Annotated in this window: 16 protein-coding genes and 1 pseudogene; 11 read left to right on the top strand and 6 right to left on the bottom strand. The window is 64.6% G+C overall.

Annotated features, from left to right (window positions below):
* Positions 1–2: 2 nt before the first annotated feature.
* The gene (locus tag CAF53_RS09980) at positions 3–1,334 is read right to left on the bottom strand and encodes a dicarboxylate/amino acid:cation symporter (RefSeq protein ID WP_100237977.1); all 1,332 of its coding nucleotides are present in this window, start codon (positions 1,332–1,334) and stop codon (positions 3–5) included.
* Positions 1,335–1,496: 162 nt separating this feature from the next.
* Positions 1,497–2,072, bottom strand: a complete 576-nt coding sequence (gene pdxH / locus CAF53_RS09985; RefSeq protein ID WP_046762460.1) for a pyridoxamine 5'-phosphate oxidase — start codon at positions 2,070–2,072, stop codon at positions 1,497–1,499.
* 124 nt (positions 2,073–2,196) lie between these two features.
* On the opposite strand from pdxH, the gene CAF53_RS09990 reads away from it, so the two are divergent.
* The 5 genes from CAF53_RS09990 (at position 2,197) to CAF53_RS10010 (ending at position 7,222) form a co-directional block, all read left to right on the top strand.
* A complete protein-coding gene (locus CAF53_RS09990) occupies positions 2,197–3,135 on the top strand; it encodes a J domain-containing protein (protein WP_046762461.1) in 939 nt (312 codons plus the stop codon).
* 14 nt (positions 3,136–3,149) lie between these two features.
* Complete coding sequence (locus CAF53_RS09995) at positions 3,150–4,121, top strand: YihY/virulence factor BrkB family protein (RefSeq protein WP_046762462.1); 972 nt, start codon at positions 3,150–3,152, stop codon at positions 4,119–4,121.
* Positions 4,118–4,924, top strand: a complete 807-nt coding sequence (fabI, locus tag CAF53_RS10000; RefSeq protein WP_100237978.1) for an enoyl-ACP reductase FabI — start codon at positions 4,118–4,120, stop codon at positions 4,922–4,924. The genes CAF53_RS09995 and fabI overlap by 4 nt, the downstream gene beginning before the upstream one ends.
* A gap of 90 nt (positions 4,925–5,014) precedes the next feature.
* Positions 5,015–6,103 (top strand): chorismate synthase, encoded by a 1,089-nt coding sequence (gene aroC / locus CAF53_RS10005; RefSeq protein WP_046762464.1) that lies wholly within the window; start codon positions 5,015–5,017, stop codon positions 6,101–6,103.
* A 330-nt stretch (positions 6,104–6,433) separates the two neighbouring features.
* Positions 6,434–7,222, top strand: a complete 789-nt coding sequence (locus CAF53_RS10010; RefSeq protein WP_046762465.1) for a PhzF family phenazine biosynthesis protein — start codon at positions 6,434–6,436, stop codon at positions 7,220–7,222.
* Positions 7,223–7,378: 156 nt separating this feature from the next.
* Here the strand turns inward: CAF53_RS10010 and CAF53_RS10015 are convergent, their stop codons facing one another.
* Complete coding sequence (locus CAF53_RS10015; RefSeq protein ID WP_100237979.1) at positions 7,379–8,500, bottom strand: serine hydrolase; 1,122 nt, start codon at positions 8,498–8,500, stop codon at positions 7,379–7,381.
* 38 nt (positions 8,501–8,538) lie between these two features.
* Between CAF53_RS10015 and CAF53_RS10020 the strand changes: the two genes are divergently transcribed.
* The 4 genes and pseudogenes from CAF53_RS10020 to CAF53_RS10035 all read left to right on the top strand — a co-directional run bounded on the left by CAF53_RS10020 (position 8,539) and on the right by CAF53_RS10035 (position 12,409).
* Entirely contained in the window at positions 8,539–8,853 is a 315-nt protein-coding gene (locus tag CAF53_RS10020; RefSeq protein WP_046762467.1) for a hypothetical protein, read from the top strand.
* Between the two features lie 53 nt (positions 8,854–8,906).
* The gene (recQ, locus tag CAF53_RS10025; RefSeq protein WP_046762468.1) at positions 8,907–10,679 is read left to right on the top strand and encodes a DNA helicase RecQ; all 1,773 of its coding nucleotides are present in this window, start codon (positions 8,907–8,909) and stop codon (positions 10,677–10,679) included.
* Between the two features lie 118 nt (positions 10,680–10,797).
* A complete protein-coding gene (locus CAF53_RS10030) occupies positions 10,798–11,226 on the top strand; it encodes a TIGR01244 family sulfur transferase (protein WP_100237980.1) in 429 nt (142 codons plus the stop codon).
* Positions 11,226–12,409 (top strand): annotated as a pseudogene (locus CAF53_RS10035) (NAD(P)/FAD-dependent oxidoreductase). The gene CAF53_RS10030 and the pseudogene CAF53_RS10035 overlap by 1 nt, the downstream one beginning before the upstream one ends.
* A gap of 294 nt (positions 12,410–12,703) precedes the next feature.
* Here the strand turns inward: CAF53_RS10035 and CAF53_RS10040 are convergent.
* The 3 genes from CAF53_RS10040 to CAF53_RS10050 form a co-directional block, all read right to left on the bottom strand.
* The gene (locus CAF53_RS10040) at positions 12,704–13,153 is read right to left on the bottom strand and encodes a glycine zipper 2TM domain-containing protein (RefSeq protein WP_046761769.1); all 450 of its coding nucleotides are present in this window, start codon (positions 13,151–13,153) and stop codon (positions 12,704–12,706) included.
* 144 nt (positions 13,154–13,297) lie between these two features.
* The gene (gene dmeF / locus CAF53_RS10045) at positions 13,298–14,284 is read right to left on the bottom strand and encodes a CDF family Co(II)/Ni(II) efflux transporter DmeF (protein WP_100237981.1); all 987 of its coding nucleotides are present in this window, start codon (positions 14,282–14,284) and stop codon (positions 13,298–13,300) included.
* On the bottom strand, positions 14,281–14,553 hold the full coding sequence (locus tag CAF53_RS10050; protein WP_046761767.1) for a metal/formaldehyde-sensitive transcriptional repressor: 273 nt from the start codon (positions 14,551–14,553) through the stop codon (positions 14,281–14,283). The genes dmeF and CAF53_RS10050 overlap by 4 nt, the downstream gene beginning before the upstream one ends.
* Positions 14,554–14,626: 73 nt before the next feature.
* Between CAF53_RS10050 and crtY the strand changes: the two genes are divergently transcribed.
* Together crtY and CAF53_RS10060 are read left to right on the top strand one after the other, a co-directional pair.
* Positions 14,627–15,805 (top strand): lycopene beta-cyclase CrtY, encoded by a 1,179-nt coding sequence (crtY, locus tag CAF53_RS10055; RefSeq protein ID WP_100237982.1) that lies wholly within the window; start codon positions 14,627–14,629, stop codon positions 15,803–15,805.
* Between the two features lie 13 nt (positions 15,806–15,818).
* The gene (locus CAF53_RS10060) at positions 15,819–17,300 is read left to right on the top strand and encodes a phytoene desaturase (protein WP_046761765.1); all 1,482 of its coding nucleotides are present in this window, start codon (positions 15,819–15,821) and stop codon (positions 17,298–17,300) included.
* The last annotated feature ends 6 nt before the right edge of the window (positions 17,301–17,306 follow it).

Raw genomic sequence — 17,306 nt, forward strand, 5'->3', positions numbered from 1 at the left:
CCTCAGGACCGCTTTTCCTCGTCCACCATATCGGATGCCAGCTCCAGTCCGGCGCGACCATGGGATGCGGTATGGGCGGGCGCCTTGGGGTGCGGTACATAATCCGGTTCCTCGACCTCCAGCATCCCCTCCCATTTGGTGATGACGGACGTGGCGATGGCGTTGCCCAGTACGTTGGTCGCGGTACGGCCCATGTCCATGAAATGGTCCACGGCCAGGATGAAGGCGACGCCCTCTACCGGCAGGTCGAACTGCCCCAGTGTCGCCGCCACCACCACAAGGCTGGCGCGGGGCACGGCGGCGATTCCCTTGCTGGTCACCATCAGCACCAGCAGGATGGTGATCTGCGTCGCGATCGGCAGATCGATGCCATAGGCCTGGGCGATGAAGATCGTCGCGAAAGTCGAATACATCATCGACCCGTCAAGGTTGAAACTGTAGCCCAGCGGCAGCACGAAACTGTATATCCGCCGCGGCACGCCGAAGCGGTCGAGCTGCTCCAGCATCTTGGGATAGGCCGCTTCCGAGGATGCGGTGGAAAAGGCGATCAATACCGGCTCGCGCACATAACGGACCAGCGTCAGCATCCGCTTGCCCAGGAATGCCGATCCCGCTGCAAACAGCAGCAGCCACAGGGCGATGAGCGCCAGATAGAATTCGCCCACCAACTGCCCGAAGGTCTTGAGTACACCCAGCCCCTCGGTGGTGATCACCGATGCCAACGCTCCGAACACGGCCAGCGGCGCCATGCGCATGACATAGCCGGTGACCTGCAACATCAGTTCGACCATCGCCTCGATCACGGTGACGATCGGCTTGCCCTTTTCGCCGATGGCGGTCAGCGCGACGCCGACGAACAGCGAGAAGACGACGATCTGCAGGATCGAATTTTCCGCCATGGCCCCGACCATGGAGGTCGGGAAGACATGCAGGATGAAGTCACGGAAGTTGAGCGCCTCGGTATTGACCCCCGAATCCGCGCCCGAGCGGACGAGGTTCAGCCCTTCGCCCGGCGCGAAGAAATTGACGAAGACGAGGCCCAGGGTCAGCGAGATCAGGCTGGCGATGATGAACCAGGCAAGGGCGCGCCCGCCGATTCGGCCGAGCGCCGCGCTGTCGCCCATATGGGCGATGCCGGCGACCAGGGTGGAAAAGACCAGCGGCGCGATGATCATCTTGATGAGATGCAGGAAGATGTCGGCCAGCAGGTGGAAATAACCCGCAACATCCTTTGCCAGGGCCTTGTCGCCGCCCACCCACAAATTGGTCGCAAAGCCCACGATCACCCCGAGAATCATGCCCGTCAGGATGAACGCCGTCAGTCGATTTCGCATGCAATTCCTCTAACCCGTGCCCGCCACAGCGACACCTAACAGGCGCACGGCACCCCCGCAATCGAGGTGGGCCGACCCGCTTATCCCGTTGAACGAACGACGCAGCATATTCCGCGCGCGTTTATTTCATGTCCGGCCGCCGCCGGCGCGGGGCGGGGCAGGTCAAGGGTATAGCAATCCCTCGTGCCAGCCGTCGCCGGTCCGCTCGAACAGGCGGCGTTCGTGCAGGCGATGCTCGCGATCCTGCCAGAATTCGATGCGTTCCGGTTTGACCCGAAAGCCCGACCAATGGGGCGGCCTGGGCACTGGCCCACCCTCGAACCGCAAGCTCGCCTCCTCATAGCGGGCCATGAACAGATCGCGGGATTCCAGCGGGCGCGACTGGTCCGAGGCCCAGGCGCCAAGCTGGCTGTCCCGGCTGCGCGTCGCGAAATAGGCATCGGCGGTGGCGTCGTCGACCGGACCCACCGGCCCCTCGATCCGGATCTGGCGCCGCAGCGATTTCCAGTGGAACAGTAGCGCCGCATGGGGATTGGCGTGCAGATCCTCCGCCTTGCGCCCTTCGAAATTGGTATAGAAGATGAACCCGTCCGGCCCATGCCCCTTGAGCAACACCATCCGCACCGACGGCCGCCCGCGTGCATCGGCGGTGGCGAGCGCCATGGCATTGCTGTCGTTGATCTCGGTTTCGCGTGCCTCATCGTACCAGGCGGCGAACAGGGCAAAGGGATCGGTCATACGCGCCGGTCTACGCGCGCCGAAAAGCCTTGTCGATAAGGCTTTCCCACGCTTGAACCATTCCGCACCTTTCGCCACATAGGGCGCGAACGGGTTTTTATTGCAAGAGGATGTGTTACCGCCCATGGCCGACCCTTATTCCACATTGGGCGTGGCGCGCAGCGCGAGCGAGGCCGAGATCAAGTCCGCCTATCGCAAGCTGGCCAAGGAGCTGCATCCTGACCGGAACAAGGACAATCCCCAGGCGGCGGAGAAATTTTCCGCCGCGACCAGCGCCTATGACCTCTTGTCGGACAAGGACAAGCGTGCCCGCTTCGATCGGGGCGAGATAGACGGCGACGGCAATCCGACTGCGCCCTTCGGCTTCGGTGGCGGTGGGGGAGGCTTTCGCGGGCATCCGGGCGGCCAGGGCGGCGGCTTCGAATTCAACGGCGGCGGCGCGGATTTCGGCGATATTTTCGAAGGGCTGTTCGGCGGCGGTACGGGGCGTCGCGGTGGCGGCGGAGGGGGCTTTGGCGGCTTCGGCCGTGGCGCGCCGCCGCAAAAGGGCGCGAACGTCACCTATCGCCTGGCCGTCCAGTTTGTCGACGCCGCAACCCTCGCGCCGCAGCGGATAACGCTTCAGGACGGCAAGACCATCGACCTGAAATTGCCCGCAGGGGTTGAAACAGGCACGCAGATGCGCCTTTCCGGCAAGGGCCAGCAAGGACCCGGTGGCGCGGGGGACGCCATCGTCACGATCGAGGTGAAGCCTCATGCCTTCTTCACCCGCGACGGCGACAATGTGTTGCTGGAACTGCCGATCACGCTCGATGAAGCCGTGAAGGGCGCGAAGGTCAAGGTTCCCACGGTCGACGGTCCCGTCATGCTGGGTGTGCCCGCGGGCACCTCCTCCGGCAAGACGCTGCGCCTGCGCGGCAAGGGTTTTACCGGCAAGACCGGCCAGCGCGGCGACCAGCTCGTTACCCTGCTGATCGACGTGCCCGCCGACGATCCGGCGATCCAGGCGCTGGTCGAAAGCTGGCAGGACAGCCGCGCCGTGCGGACCCATCTCGGCGTCTGAGGGGTTAGGAGGGAATGCCGCAACCCTCGCCCCTGTCTCCCGAGTCCCGTCGCAAGCATATCGCGGAAGAAGCCCGCATCCATTTCAACCGCCATATCGACCGGGTACGGCCTGGCAGCCACGCCTTTGAAATCGCCAAGCGCGTGGCCGTCGGCACCTATAGCGACGGCTTCATCCATGCCGGGAACCTCGCCTATCTTTCGTTGATGACATTGTTTCCCTTCTTCATCGTGGCGGCGGCGGTGGCGAGCATCTTCGGCCATTCTCAGGATGGGCTGGCGGCGGTCAGGGCCTTTCTGGAAACCGTGCCGCCAGGTGTCGCGGATGTCGTGCGGCAACCGATCATCGACGTGCTGAACGCCCGCACCGGGCCGCTGCTCTGGCTGGGGGGGCTGGTCGGCCTGTGGACCGTCGGCAGCCTCATCGAGACGATCCGCGACATATTGCGCCGCGCCTATGGCACAAAGAGCACGCGCCCCTTCTGGCATTATCGCCTGACCGCCATCGGCATCACGCTGGTCAGCGTCTTCGCGGTGATGTTCGCCTTCTCGATGCAGGTGATCATCACCGGCATCGACCAGTTCCTGCACCAGATTTTGCCATTCGCCGACCAGGCGATCCAGATCGTCGCCCTGACCAAGCTGGTGCCGATGGCGATCCTGTGCGTCGCCCTCTATTCTCTCTACGTCTCCCTGACCCCCAGCCTGTACAAGGACCCCTGCTTCCCCAAATGGCCCGGCGCCCTCGCCACGGCGCTGTGGTGGTATGGCGTCACTCTGTTATTGCCGCCCACGCTTTCCCTCCTGGGCGGTTACGATCGCACCTATGGCAGTCTGGCCGGCGTGATGATCACGCTTATTTTCTTCTTCCTTGTCGGGCTTGGCGTGGTAATTGGCGCGGAATTGAATGCGGCGCTGGCGGAGTTCCCGGAAGAGGAAGCCGCCACCGTCGCGCAGGTCGACAAAGGGAATGGAACGACGAAATGACAGGCTTGATGGCGGGAAAACGCGGTCTGATCATGGGACTGGCGAACGACAAGTCGCTGGCCTGGGGCATATCGAAGGCGCTGCATGCGCAGGGCGCGGAACTGGTTTTCTCCTATCAGGGCGATGCGCTGGCCAAGCGGGTCCGGCCGCTGGCGGAGGAACTCGGTTCCGATTTCCTGATCGACTGCGACGTGTCGGACATGGAAAAGCTCGACGCCGCCTTTGACGAGATCAAGGCGAAGTGGGGCAGGCTGGACTTCGTGGTCCACGCGATCGGCTTTTCCGACAAGAACGAACTGCGTGGGCTTTATGTCGACACCAGCCTGGAAAATTTCCTGCTGACGATGAACATCTCCGCCTACAGCTTCGTCGCCGTCGCCAAGCGGGCGCGTGCGCTGATGGCGGAGGGCGGCAGCCTGCTGACGCTCAGCTATTATGGCGCGGAAAAGGTGATTCCCCATTACAACGTCATGGGCGTGGCCAAGGCGGCACTGGAAACCAGCGTCAAATATCTGGCGATGGACCTGGGGCCGGAGGGTATCCGCGTGAACGCCATCTCCGCCGGACCGATCAAGACGCTGGCGGCGAGCGGCATTGGCGATTTCCGCTACATCATGAAGTGGAACGAGCTGAACAGCCCGCTTCGCCGCAATGTGACGATCGAGGATGTGGGCGGCGCCGGCCTCTACCTCCTCTCCGATCTCGCATCGGGCGTGACCGGCGAAATCCACCATGTCGACGCGGGCTACAACGTCATCGGCATGAAGGCCGAGGACGCCCCGGACATCGCATTGGACAAATAACAAACCCTCTCTCCCTTTGGGGAGAGGAAGGGACCGCCGCAAAGCGGTGGGAGGGAGAGGGGGAACCACCTCTCCCAACGAAAGGCAGATATGAGCTTCAACACCTTCGGCCGCGTCTTCCGCTTCTCGACCTGGGGTGAGTCCCACGGTCCCGCCATCGGCGCGATGGTCGACGGCTGCCCTCCGGGCCTGCCGCTCAGCGAAGCCGACATCCAGCCCTTCCTCGACAAGCGCAAGCCCGGCACGTCGAAATTCACCACCCAGCGCCGCGAACCCGATGAAGTGCGCATCCTCTCGGGTGTGTTCGAGGGCCGGACCACGGGTACCCCGATCAGCCTGATGATCGAGAATAAAGACCAGCGGTCCAAGGATTACAGCGAAGTCGCCAAGGCCTATCGCCCCGGCCATGCCGACTATGCCTATGATGCCAAATATGGCTTTCGCGATTATCGCGGCGGCGGGCGGTCCTCGGCGCGCGAAACCGCCAGCCGGGTGGCGGCGGGGGCGGTGGCGCGGCTCGTCATCCCCGATGTCGACATCTTCGCCTATGTCAGCGAGATCGGCGGCGACGCCATCGACCATGCCCGCTTCGACGCGAGCGAGATCGACAACAATCCCTTCTTCTGCCCCGACCCGGAAGCGGCGAAGCGCTGGGAGAAGCTGGTCGATGATGCCCGCAAGGACGGTTCCTCGCTCGGCGCGGTGGTCGAATGTATTGCCAGTGGCGTTCCGGCGGGCTGGGGCGCACCGCTCTATGCCAAGCTCGACAGCGAACTCGCCGCCGCGATGATGAGCATCAATGCGGTCAAGGGCGTGGAGATTGGTGACGGTTTCGCCGCCGCCCGACTGCGCGGCGAAGAGAATGCCGATCCGATGCGGCCCAATGCCGAAGGGGGTAAGGACGGTAATCCGGTCTTCCTCGCCAACCATGCCGGAGGGATCGCGGGCGGCATCTCCACCGGCCAGCCGGTCAAGGTCCGCATCGCCTTCAAGCCGACCAGCTCGATCCTGATCCCGGTCGAGACCGTCACGCGGGAAGGCGCCGCGTCGGAGATCATCACCAAGGGCCGTCACGACCCCTGCGTCGGCATTCGCGGCGTGCCGGTCGTCGAAGCGATGATGGCGCTGGTGCTGGCCGACCAGAAGCTGCTCCATCGCGCGCAATGCGGAGCGGATTGAACGCGCCGAATCGAGCCATAATTCCGGCAAAGACGCGATTCCCGCGAGACGACTCAGCCGATCTGCGGTAACATCTTCGTTACAGATCGCCCGCGGGAGGGCGAGCGGCAGTGCGTAAGCCTGGGGAGCGTCATCATGCCTTGCATGGATTGACGGTCAAAACGTCCCCTTCAGCCGCGAACACGGGCCAGCCATGCAACCATGGCTGGCCCATTTCGTTTCATCGCCGCCAGGAAAGGCGAACTTCGCCAGGACCAATTCCGCCCGACCGGCCCTGTCCCGGCGCCGGCCGCGGCGTCATGATGACGGGGAAACACCAAAGGATCGTCCGTGACCAGCCTGCCCTTCATCCAGGTCGATGCCTTCGCTGATGCCCCTTTCACCGGCAATCCGGCCGCGGTCATGCCGCTTGGCCGATGGCTGGACGACGCCACGCTTCAGGCGATCGCGGCGGAGAACAATCTCTCCGAAACCGCCTTCACCGTGCCCACGCCCGACGATCCCGACGCGGACTATGCGCTGCGCTGGTTCACCCCCGATGTGGAGGTCAAGCTGTGCGGCCATGCCACGTTGGCGAGCGGCCATGTGCTGATGGGCGGCCGTACCGCCGTCCACTTCCGCACGACGCATGCGGGGGTGCTCACCGTATCGCGCGATCGCGACGGCTATGCGCTCTCGCTCCCGGCCTGGACGACCGACCCCAGGCCGCTGCCCGACCTTGCCGCAGCGATGGGCGGCGATGTCCTCGAAACCCGTTGGCGCGAGGGCGGCTACGCGATCTTCGTCTATTCCGACGCCGCCGCGATCCGTGCGCTGCAACCCGATTTCGCGACGCTCAAAAAGGCCGGAAGCATCCTCCTCATCGCGACCGCGCCCAGCGAGGACAGCGATATGATCAGCCGCGTCTTCGTCCCCGGCGCGGGCATAGACGAAGACCCCGTCACCGGCTCGGCCCACTGCCTGCTCACCCCCTATTGGGCCAGGCGGCTCGATAAGACCAAGCTCGTTGCGTTTCAGGCGTCCCGGCGCGGGGGACGCCTATTGTGTCGCCTTTCCGGCAACCGGGTGATCCTGACGGGGGCTTGCCGGACGGTGATCGAAGGCAATTTCCTGCTTTAAGCAGGACTGCTTCTGGCCATTTGCGGACATGAGTTCTCCGTCACCCCGGACTTGATCCGGGGTCCCGCTTTCTTCTCTCGTGCGCGTTTGGCCCAAGGCAGCGGGACGCCGGGTCAAGCCCGGGGCGACGAAACGGGGAACGTTCGCTCTCCACCCTCAACGCGAATAAAGCCCCACCAGCTTCGCCAGTCCTTCCTTCACGACCTCCCGCTGCGCCTTGTCCGGCGACATGCCCAGCCGCACCACGGTCAGCCGCTGCGAGGGCGACACCAATATATATTGCCCATCATGTCCGACGCAGCCGAACAGGCTCCGCGGCGCCTGCCCCGGCATCAACGCGCTTTCCTCGCTGTCCCGGTTGAGCCACAGATGTGCCCCATAGGCTGCGTTGCGCGGCGAGGGCGTGCGCATATAGTCGATCCACTTTTCCGGCACGATCTGGTGCCCCACCACCCCGCGCCCATGGTTGCGCAGCAACTCCCCGAAGCGGGCATAATCCCGCGCCGTCATATGCATGAAGCTGCCCCCGATCATCGTGCCCGCCGCATCATATTCCACGGTCAGGCTGTCGAGCCGTGCAGGAATCTTCAGCCGCCCGTCGATGAACATCTGCATCGCCCGCCGCCGCACGTCGGGATCGGCGCTGTCGGTCAGCATCCGCGCCATCAGGTCGCTGAGGATGATCGTGCTGCCGGTCGAATAGGAAAAGGCCGAACCCGGCCTGTGGGCGAGCGGCTTGGCCTCGGCAAAGGCGCCCATGTCCTGTGCCCCGTCGGTGAACAGCATGCGTACCGTATCGGCCTCGGCCAGGGGCTCGGTATCTTCGACATGGTCGAGGCCGGAGGTCATGGCCAGCAACTGCCGCAGGGTGATCCGTCCCCGCGGATCGCCCGGCTGACCCCAGGCCGCCACCGGCACCGGCGAATCGAGCGCCAACCGTCCGTCGGACACCATCAGCCCGATCAGGACCGCCGTCACGCTCTTGGCCATGGACCAGGACAGCAGCTTCGTTTGAGGCCAGAATCCCGGCGCATAGCGTTCGGCCACGATCTTTCCGTCATGCATGACGATCAGCGCCCGCGTCTCGCCCGCCTCGCTGTCGAACAGCGGATCGATCGCCGCGCCGAGCGCGGCCGCATCCACATCGGAATCGCCGCTGATCCGGACGATGGGTTCCGGCCCGGCGGCGTGCACGGTCCACAGGCCCGCCACCGCAAGCATGGCCAAAATGCCGCCGATCGCGCCAAGGCGCTTTACGCTTTTCCGCTCAAGCCTCATAAGCCGCGGCCTTAGCATGGGATGTGGGAAAGAGTAGCATGTCCGGTCGCCGGAAATGGATTTACGCCTTGGCGGCCATGGGCCTTGTCGCGGTTGCCCTGCTCGCGTGGAACTGGAGTGCGCTGCGTGCCCACGCGCAGGTCGGCGCGGGCTTCGGCGCGCGCGTCGCCTGCTCCTGCCGTTATGTCGAGGGGCGTTCGATGGCGAGCTGCAAGGGCGACAAGGAACCCGGCATGTGGGCGGTGTCGTTGAAGGACCTGCCCGAATCGCAATCGGTCAGCGCCGCCGTTCCGCTGCTTGCCTTCCGCACGGCACGCTATCGCAAAGGGTGGGGCTGCCTGCTCGAACAATAGGTCCTGCCCCTTGGACTGGCACTTCGCCAACTGAGCCGCTAGAGCCACCCTTCATGCGTGCCGACATACCGACCATCCTCCACGATATTTTCGGCTTTCCCGGTTTCCGCGGCGTGCAGGAACAGGTGGTGGGCCGCATCATGGCGGGTCAGCCGACGCTCGCGATCATGCCGACCGGCGCTGGGAAGTCGCTCTGCTACCAACTTCCCGCCGTCGCGCTGGACGGTTGCTGTGTCGTCGTCTCCCCCCTGATCGCGCTGATGCACGACCAGTTGCGCGCCGCGCAGGCGGTCGGCATCCGCGCTGCCAGCCTCACCAGCGTCGACGCCGACTGGCGGGAGACGCAGGACCGGTTGCGCAGCGGCGATCTCGACCTTCTCTATGTCGCCCCCGAACGCGCCAGCGGAGAGGGCTTCCGCAACCTCCTGCGCAGCACCAAGATTGCCCTCTTCGCCATAGACGAGGCCCATTGCGTCTCCGAATGGGGGCATGATTTCCGCCCGGACTATCGCCTGTTGCGTCCGCTGCTGGACGAATTTCCGGATGTTCCCCGCCTCGCGCTGACCGCCACCGCCGACCATCACACCCGCGACGACATCCTGGTCCAGCTTGGCATCCCGCGCGATGGCCTGATCATCGCGGGGTTCGATCGCCCGAACATCCGCTATGCCGTCCATCCCCGCGACGGCCTGCCGCGCCAGCTTTCCGACCTGATCGCCGGTCAGACCGGCCCCGGCATCGTCTACGCCCCCACCCGCGCCGCGACAGAGAAGCTGGCCGAGACCCTGTCCCGTACCGGCCGCCCGACCCGCGCCTATCATGCCGGTCTCGACCCGCACATCCGCGCCGCCAATCAGGCGGCGTTCATCGCCAGCGAGGATATGGTGATGGTCGCCACCATCGCCTTCGGCATGGGCATCGATAAGCCCGACGTCCGCTTCGTCGCCCATGCGGCGTTGCCCAAGTCGATCGAGGGCTATTATCAGGAATCCGGCCGCGCGGGCCGCGACGGCGAACCGGCGCAGGCCCATCTCTTCTGGGGCGCCGACGATTTCGCCCGCGCCCGCCAGCGCATCGGCGAACTCGATCCCTTGCGCCAGCAGGGCGAGCGCGCCCGCATCACCGCGCTGGGCGGGCTGGTGGAAACCGGCACCTGCCGGCGCGCCATCTTGCTGCGTCATTTTGGCGAGAATCCACCGCCGGGCTGCGGCAATTGCGACAATTGCCTGAACCCGCCGCCCAGCATCGACGCCACCCAGACCGCCCGCAAATTCCTGTCCGCCGTCTATCGCACCGGCCAGAGCTTCGGCGTCGGCCATATCGAGCAGGTGCTGACCGGCGCCGTCACCGACAAGATACGCGAGCGCGGCCATGACAAGATTTCGGTCTACGGCATCGTCGACGGGGAGGAGACGGCGCTGCTGCGTCCGGTCTCCCGCGCTTTGCTGGTGCGCGACGCGCTCCAGACCAACGAACATGGCGGGCTGGAATTCGGTCCCAACGCCCGGCCGATCCTGCGCGGCGAGGAAGAGGTCAGCCTGGTCCTCCCGCCCCGCAAGGAACGCCGCCGCAAGAGCGCCCGCAACGGCAGCGCCGAAAATCCCGTGGGCGATCCGCTGTTCGACGCGCTGCGGGCTTGCCGCCGCGAACTGGCGCAGGAGGCAGGCGTGCCGCCCTATGTCGTCTTCCACGATTCGACCTTGCGCGAAATGGCGGAGCAGCGTCCGGCGAGTCTGGCGGAACTCGGCAACATCAGCGGCGTCGGCCAGCGCAAGCTCGATGCCTATGGCGATGCCTTCCTGGCGGCGATCCGGCCTTATCTTTGATCGAACGATATGAAGACGGGAATGGCGTGCGCCCGCCTAGGAGCAGGTTGCCCTGCGGCCTACCCCCTTGAATCCCTCGCCCCACAAGCGCAAGGAGACCCGCAAAGGAGTCCCGCCCATGTTCCGCCAACTCACCAAAAGCCTCTATGTCTCTCCGCAGATCAGCGTCGATCAGGTGGCGGAAGCCAAGGCGCTGGGCGTCACCGTCATCATCAACAACCGGCCCGACGATGAGGAGCCCGGCCAGACCAACGGCGCGGAGATCGAAGCCGCCGCGAAGGCGGCCGGCATGACTTATGCCGCCGTTCCCGTCGCCCATGGCGGCTTCGCGCCCTGGCAGCTCGACGGCATGGCCGCGGCGCTGGAGCAGGCGGGCGAGGGCAAGATACTCGCCTATTGCCGCTCCGGCACGCGCAGCACCTTGCTCTGGGCGCTGACCCGCGCCCGCGCGGGCGACCATCCCGCCGCTCTCACTGAACAGGCGGCGTCGGCGGGCTATGACGTCGCCGCTGTTCGACAGATCATGGACGCGCTCGCCGCCGGTTGATGCCCACCGCGCCGGAAACCTATGACGCCATCGTCCTGGGCGCTGGCGGCGCGGGCCTCATGTGCGCGGCCATGGCGGGCCAGCGGGGCAGGCGCGTCCTCGTCATCGACCATGCCGATCAGGCGGGAAAGAAAATCCTCATCTCCGGCGGTGGCCGCTGCAACTTCACCAATATCCACACCGCGCCCGACCGCTATCTGTCGGCCAACCCCCATTTCGCGAAGTCTGCCCTGGGCCGTTACACGCCGCAGGATTTCCTCGGGCTTGTCGAACGCCATGGCATAGCCTGGCACGAAAAGACGCTGGGCCAGCTTTTCTGCGACCAAAGCGCTCGTCAGATCGTCGCCATGCTGCTCGCCGAATGCGAAGCGGGCGGCGTTACGGTCCGGCTCGACCATGCGATTACCGCCGTCACCCACGCGGACGGCCGTTATCGGGTGGTCCATGGCGACAGGAGCGCGACCGCCCCCGCGCTGGTCATCGCCACGGGTGGCCCCTCTATCCCCAAGATCGGCGCGACCGGCTTCGCCTATGATCTCGCGCGCCAGTTCGGCCTGAAAATCGTCGAACCCCGGCCCGCACTCGTCCCCTTGACCCTGGGGGCGAGGATCTGCTTTTCCGATCGCTCTCGGGCGTATCGACCGACGTGATCGCCCGTCACGGCAAGACTGGCTTCCGCGACGCCGCGTTGCTCACCCATCGCGGCCTGTCCGGCCCCGCGATCCTGCAAATATCCTCTTATTGGCGTCATGGCGAGACGATCGCGCTGGATTTTCTCCCGGCCCAGCCGAGTGGTTGGCTGACCGACGCCAAGCGCGACAGGCCGCGCACCACGCTCATGCAATTGTTGCGCGGTCTTCTGCCCGATCGTCTGGCCGACACCCTGACCGACCGGCTGTCGCTTCCCGGCGACCTCGGCAATCTGCCCGATCGCAAGCTTCAGGAGGCTGAACGCCGTCTCGCCGCATGGAGCTTCGCGCCCAATGGGACCGAGGGCTTCGCCAAGGCGGAGGTCACGATCGGGGGTATCTCCACCAACGAGCTGTCTTCCCGGACGATGGAAGCCCGCCATGTCCCCGGGCTCTACGCCATTGGCGAAGCGGTCGATGTCACCGGCTGGCTGGGCGGCTATAATTTCCAATGGGCCTGGGCCAGCGGGTGGGCGGCGGCCCAAGCCATCTAGAGCATCGTGCGCAAAAGTGGGCACCGGTTTTGCGCTTAAAACGATGCGACAACGAAAGCTGAGAGCGCGCGGCTTGCGTATGATTTAACGCAGTGCGCTTTAGCGCCTGAAAAAAAGGAGCCCCGGTGCAAGGGGCACCGGGGCTGCTCAGGGATTGTCCCGGCGAGGGGGAGGGAGAGCCGGAACGACCCCAACATAGAAGCCGATAATTCAGTTTCAAGATGCTACGGAGAAAAACTCCGCCGGGTGCACGAAACGGCGCCTCATTCGACGCGCCGCTCCTATTCACCCATCTTAGCGACAGTCGCCCCGCTCCACCTCTCGTCCGGCCAGTGCACCCGCGCCAGCGCCCAGGATCAGGCCCGTCGTGCTTGGCCGGTTCCAACGGCCGCCGCGGCCAATCTCGCGACCCAGCAGGCCGCCCAGCACACCACCCACCACGGCACCCGTGGTGCCTGACGAACAACTGGTATAGCGGGGACGATAGCGCGGGCGTTCGCGGACATAATCCTCGCGATATTCGACCGGCCGCCGATCATAGTCGCGATAGCGGTCGCCCCGATCATAATAGCCCCGATCATGGTAGTCGTCGCTGCGATAGGTTTCGCTGCGATAATAGCTGCCATCATCGCCTTCATAACGTTCGCTATAATGGTAATTGCCCTGCGCCAGCGCGGGCGATGCCGTAAAGCCCAGCACGGCGGCTCCGGCGATCGAAACGGTTGCAATCATTGTCCTGAACATGGCGACCTCCACCAACCCTTTGTGATCGGGTACATGAACAGCGGCGCATGACGGCTGCCTGAATAGCGCGGTTAACCATCGTTCAGAAAAATCGGGTGATCGCGCAACACCGCCGATCCAGCCGGAAACGGGCCGTTTTTTCGGTCAGACCGTTTCGACGGTGACATGTTCCATCCGGGGCAGGGCATTGACCGCCTGCCGCACCGCCGCGACATCGGCACCCGGCGCCAGGCTGAGGATCGCCGCATGGGCATGCGGCCCGACCCGCCAGACGTGCAGGTCGCGCAGGACGGCCCCTTCGGCCTCGGCCAACGCCTTGATCCGCGCCATCAATGCGGGCTCCGCTGTGTCGAGCAGGATTGCGGAGGTGTCCTTCATCAACCCCCAAGCCCATTGCGCGATCACCGCGGAGCCGAGCAGGCCGACCGCGGGGTCCATCCACCACCATCCCATATAGCGTCCGGCCAGCAGGGCGATGATCGCCAGTACTGATGTCAGCGCGTCGGTCAGCACATGTACGTAGGCGGCGCGCAGATTATTGTCGGCATGACCCTTTCCATGGGCATGGGCGTGCGCATGATCGTGGCTATGGTCGTGCCCCAGCATCAGCGCGCTGATGAGATTGATGACCAGCCCCAGCACCGCGACCGAGGCCGCTTCCCCGAAGGCGACAGACACCGGCTGGAACAGGCGCGTGGCCGATTCGACCGCGATGAACAATGCCGTGAAGGCGAGGATCAGCGCGGAGGCGAAACCGGACAGGTCGCCCACCTTCCCCGTGCCGAACGTATAGCGCGGATTGCGGGCGTGGCGCTTGGCATAGTTATAGGCCGCAGCGGCCACCGCCATCGCCCCGGTATGGGTCGCCATATGGAATCCATCGGCCAGCAGCGCCATCGATCCGGTCAGCCAACCGAAGACGATCTCCACCACCATGGTCGCCGCCGTCAGCCAGAGGACCCATATGGTCCGCCGCGCATTCTGGTCATGGCCGGCGGTCAGATAGATATGGTCGAAATAATGGCTTTCCTCGCCATCGCCATTGGTGAATGCAGGCGGCAGGTCGTGATGATGATCATGATGGTCCTGCGCGTCATGATGATGCCCATAAGAATCGCCGTGCATGCTCATTTCCCATATCGCCGGATCAGCGCCAGCATTTCTTCCGCCGCCGCTTCCCGGGCGTCATCGCTGATGCCCGGCCGCGCGACATGTTCGCGCATATGCTGCTCGATCAATTCGTCCATCAGACTGCCGACAGCGCCACGGACGGAAGCGACCAGTTGAAGGGTTTCCGAACAGCCGGCATCACCCGCCAATTGCCGCTCCACGGCGCCGATCTGTCCAGCGATCCGCCGCACCCGCGCCAACAGCTTGTCCCGATCCGCGATGATATGCATAGGATACCCCCCTATACTATATATCGAACGAAAACAATCCGTGCATTTCCGCTCCGCATTCCTACAAGGACGGATGGCGACCATGACCGATTGCGATGAAATCCCGGCTTATGATCTTGCGATAGTGGGCGGCGGATTGGCCGGCAGCCTCATCGCGCTCGCCTTTGCCGCGCGCCGTCCCGACATTTCCCTATGTCTGCTGGAAGAGGCGGATCGACTGGGGGGCAATCATGTCTGGTCTTTTTTCGACGGCGATGTGGATGCCGAAGACCGCTGGCTGGTCGAACCCTTGATCTCTCGTCGCTGGGCGGAGGGGCATGAGGTCCGTTTCCCCGGCCACGGCCGCCGACTCTCCACGCCCTATAACAGCATCACCTCGGTACAGCTTGACACCCATGCCCGCACGGTTCTGGGCGATGCCGTCCAGATCGGTGCACAGGCCGTCCGTTTGACGCCGACCGCCGTCACCCTGTCCGACGGTCGCACCATTGCTGCCCGGGCGGTCCTCGACGTGAGGGGAGGGGGCGATCTCTCGGCCCTGCGTTGCGGCTGGCAGAAGTTCGTCGGCCAGACCCTGCGGCTGGATGCGCCGCATGGCCTTGCCTGTCCTGTCATCATGGATGCCGGGGTGGAGCAGTTGGACGGTTATCGCTTCATGTATCTTCTGCCCTGGGATGAGCGGACCCTGTTCGTGGAAGATACTTATTATAGTGACGCGCCCGATCTGGACGTTCCTGCCGTCGGCGCCAGGATCGCCGCCTATGCGCGCGCGCAAGGATGGCGGGTCGATGAAATCGTCCATAGTGAAAGCGGTGTCCTTCCCGTCGTCCATGGCGGCGATTTCGACCGCTTCTGGCCGAAGGATGACCCCGTCGCACGGGCAGGCGCGAGGGCGGCGATGTTCCATCCCATGACCGGCTATTCCTTGCCCGACGCGGTTCGTTTTGCACTCCGCCTGGTCGACGCCTGGTCGATGGAAGGGGCGCTGCTGGCACAAGTGACGCGTGAATGGGCGGTGGCCCATTGGCGGCAGGGCCGCTATTACCGGTTGCTGGGACGCATGCTGTTCGGCGCCGCGCGTCCTGACCAGCGCTGGCGCATTTTCGAGCGTTTTTATCGGCTTGATCCTTCCCTGATCGGCCGCTTCTATGGTGGGCGCTCGACGCGCGGCGATCGCATCCGCATCTTGTGCGGGCGGCCCCCGGTGCCCATAAGGGGCGCCATGCGAGCACTTCTGAGCCCTCCCGCCTGATGCCCAGACCCCGATGAACCGAAAAGCGATCATTATCGGTGCTGGCTTTGGCGGGCTTGCGCTCGCCATTCGTCTGCAATCCGCCGGAATCGATACCACGCTGGTCGAGGCACGCGACCGGCCGGGTGGGCGTGCCTATATGTGGGAAAAGGATGGCTTCGTCTTCGACGCGGGGCCGACCGTCATCACCGATCCCGATTGCCTGGGCGAACTGTGGCGCTTGTCCGGCCATGACATGGCGGAGGATGTCGACCTTGTGCCGGTGTCGCCCTTCTACCGGCTCAACTGGCGCGACGGGACGAATTTCGACTATTCCAACGACGAAGCCGCGCTGCGCGCCCAGATCGCCAGACTCAATCCCGAGGATGTGGTGGGCTATGAAAGCTTCCTCGACTATGCCGATGGCGTCTATCAGGAAGGGTATCGCAAGCTTGGTTCGGTCGCCTTCCTGGACTTTGCCTCTATGGTCCGCGCCGCGCCCGCGCTGGCGAAGCACCAGGCCTGGCGTTCGGTCTATTCGGTCGTCTCCTCCCATGTGAAGAATGAGAAGCTGCGGCAGGCACTCTCCTTCCACACGCTGCTGGTCGGCGGCAATCCGATGCAGACCAGTTCGATCTATGCCCTGATCCACAAGCTGGAAAAGGATGGCGGCGTCTGGTTCGCGAAGGGCGGCACCAACCGGCTGGTGCAGGCGATGGCGACGCATTTCGAGCGGCTGGGGGGGACACTGCGGCTGGCCGATCCGGTGGTGCAGATCGAAACCTATGGCGACCGGGCCGTCGCCGTCCGCACCGCCTCGGGCTGGCGCGGGGAGGCGGATGCCGTCGCCTCCAACGCCGATCTGATGCACAGCTATCGCGACCTGATCGGCCATCATCCGCGCGGGGAGAAACAGGCCGAAAAGCTCGCCCGCAAGCGCTGGTCGCCCAGCCTGTTCGTGTTGCATTTCGGGATCAAGGGGAGTTGGCCGGGCATCCCACACCATATGATCCTGTTCGGCCCGCGTTATGAAGGGCTGCTGACCGACATTTACGATCATGGCGTGCTGCCGCAGGATTTTTCGCTTTATCTGCACCATCCGACCGTGACCGATCCGTCGATGGCGCCCGATGGCCATTCGACCTTCTACGCGCTGGCGCCCGTGCCGCACATGGGCAAGCTGCCGATCGATTGGGACCAGTTCGCGCCGGTCTATGCCGAGCGTATCCTCGACGAGATCCAGCATCGTCTGATCCCCGACATCCGATCGCGCATCGTGACGCAATTCCATTATGCCCCGCCCGATTTCCGCCACGACCTGTCGGCGCATCTGGGCAGTGCCTTCAGCCTGGAGCCTTTGCTGACCCAGAGCGCCTGGTTCCGTGCCCATAATCGCGACGATGTCATTCCCAACCTCTATCTGGTGGGGGCGGGCACGCATCCCGGCGCAGGCATTCCCGGCGTGGTCGGCAGTGCGAAGGCGACCGCGGCGCTGATGCTGGAAGATCTGGTTTAACGAACG

The sequence above is a fragment of the Sphingobium sp. LB126 genome (assembly GCF_002795205.1).
GTDB classification, from domain to species: domain Bacteria; phylum Pseudomonadota; class Alphaproteobacteria; order Sphingomonadales; family Sphingomonadaceae; genus Sphingobium; species Sphingobium chungbukense.

Bases quoted from the DNA above. Each gene is read 5' to 3' on its own strand.
- CAF53_RS09980 (WP_100237977.1), bottom strand. From the start codon at position 1,334: ATGCGAAATCGACTGACGGCGTTCATCCTGACGGGCATGATTCTCGGG.
- pdxH (WP_046762460.1), bottom strand. From the start codon at position 2,072: ATGACCGATCCCTTTGCCCTGTTCGCCGCCTGGTACGATGAGGCACGC.
- CAF53_RS09990 (WP_046762461.1), top strand. From the start codon at position 2,197: ATGGCCGACCCTTATTCCACATTGGGCGTGGCGCGCAGCGCGAGCGAG.
- CAF53_RS09995 (WP_046762462.1), top strand. From the start codon at position 3,150: ATGCCGCAACCCTCGCCCCTGTCTCCCGAGTCCCGTCGCAAGCATATC.
- fabI (WP_100237978.1), top strand. From the start codon at position 4,118: ATGACAGGCTTGATGGCGGGAAAACGCGGTCTGATCATGGGACTGGCG.
- aroC (WP_046762464.1), top strand. From the start codon at position 5,015: ATGAGCTTCAACACCTTCGGCCGCGTCTTCCGCTTCTCGACCTGGGGT.
- CAF53_RS10015 (WP_100237979.1), bottom strand. From the start codon at position 8,500: ATGAGGCTTGAGCGGAAAAGCGTAAAGCGCCTTGGCGCGATCGGCGGC.
- CAF53_RS10020 (WP_046762467.1), top strand. From the start codon at position 8,539: ATGTCCGGTCGCCGGAAATGGATTTACGCCTTGGCGGCCATGGGCCTT.
- recQ (WP_046762468.1), top strand. From the start codon at position 8,907: ATGCGTGCCGACATACCGACCATCCTCCACGATATTTTCGGCTTTCCC.
- CAF53_RS10030 (WP_100237980.1), top strand. From the start codon at position 10,798: ATGTTCCGCCAACTCACCAAAAGCCTCTATGTCTCTCCGCAGATCAGC.
- CAF53_RS10040 (WP_046761769.1), bottom strand. From the start codon at position 13,153: ATGTTCAGGACAATGATTGCAACCGTTTCGATCGCCGGAGCCGCCGTG.
- dmeF (WP_100237981.1), bottom strand. From the start codon at position 14,284: ATGAGCATGCACGGCGATTCTTATGGGCATCATCATGACGCGCAGGAC.
- CAF53_RS10050 (WP_046761767.1), bottom strand. From the start codon at position 14,553: ATGCATATCATCGCGGATCGGGACAAGCTGTTGGCGCGGGTGCGGCGG.
- crtY (WP_100237982.1), top strand. From the start codon at position 14,627: ATGGCGACCATGACCGATTGCGATGAAATCCCGGCTTATGATCTTGCG.
- CAF53_RS10060 (WP_046761765.1), top strand. From the start codon at position 15,819: ATGAACCGAAAAGCGATCATTATCGGTGCTGGCTTTGGCGGGCTTGCG.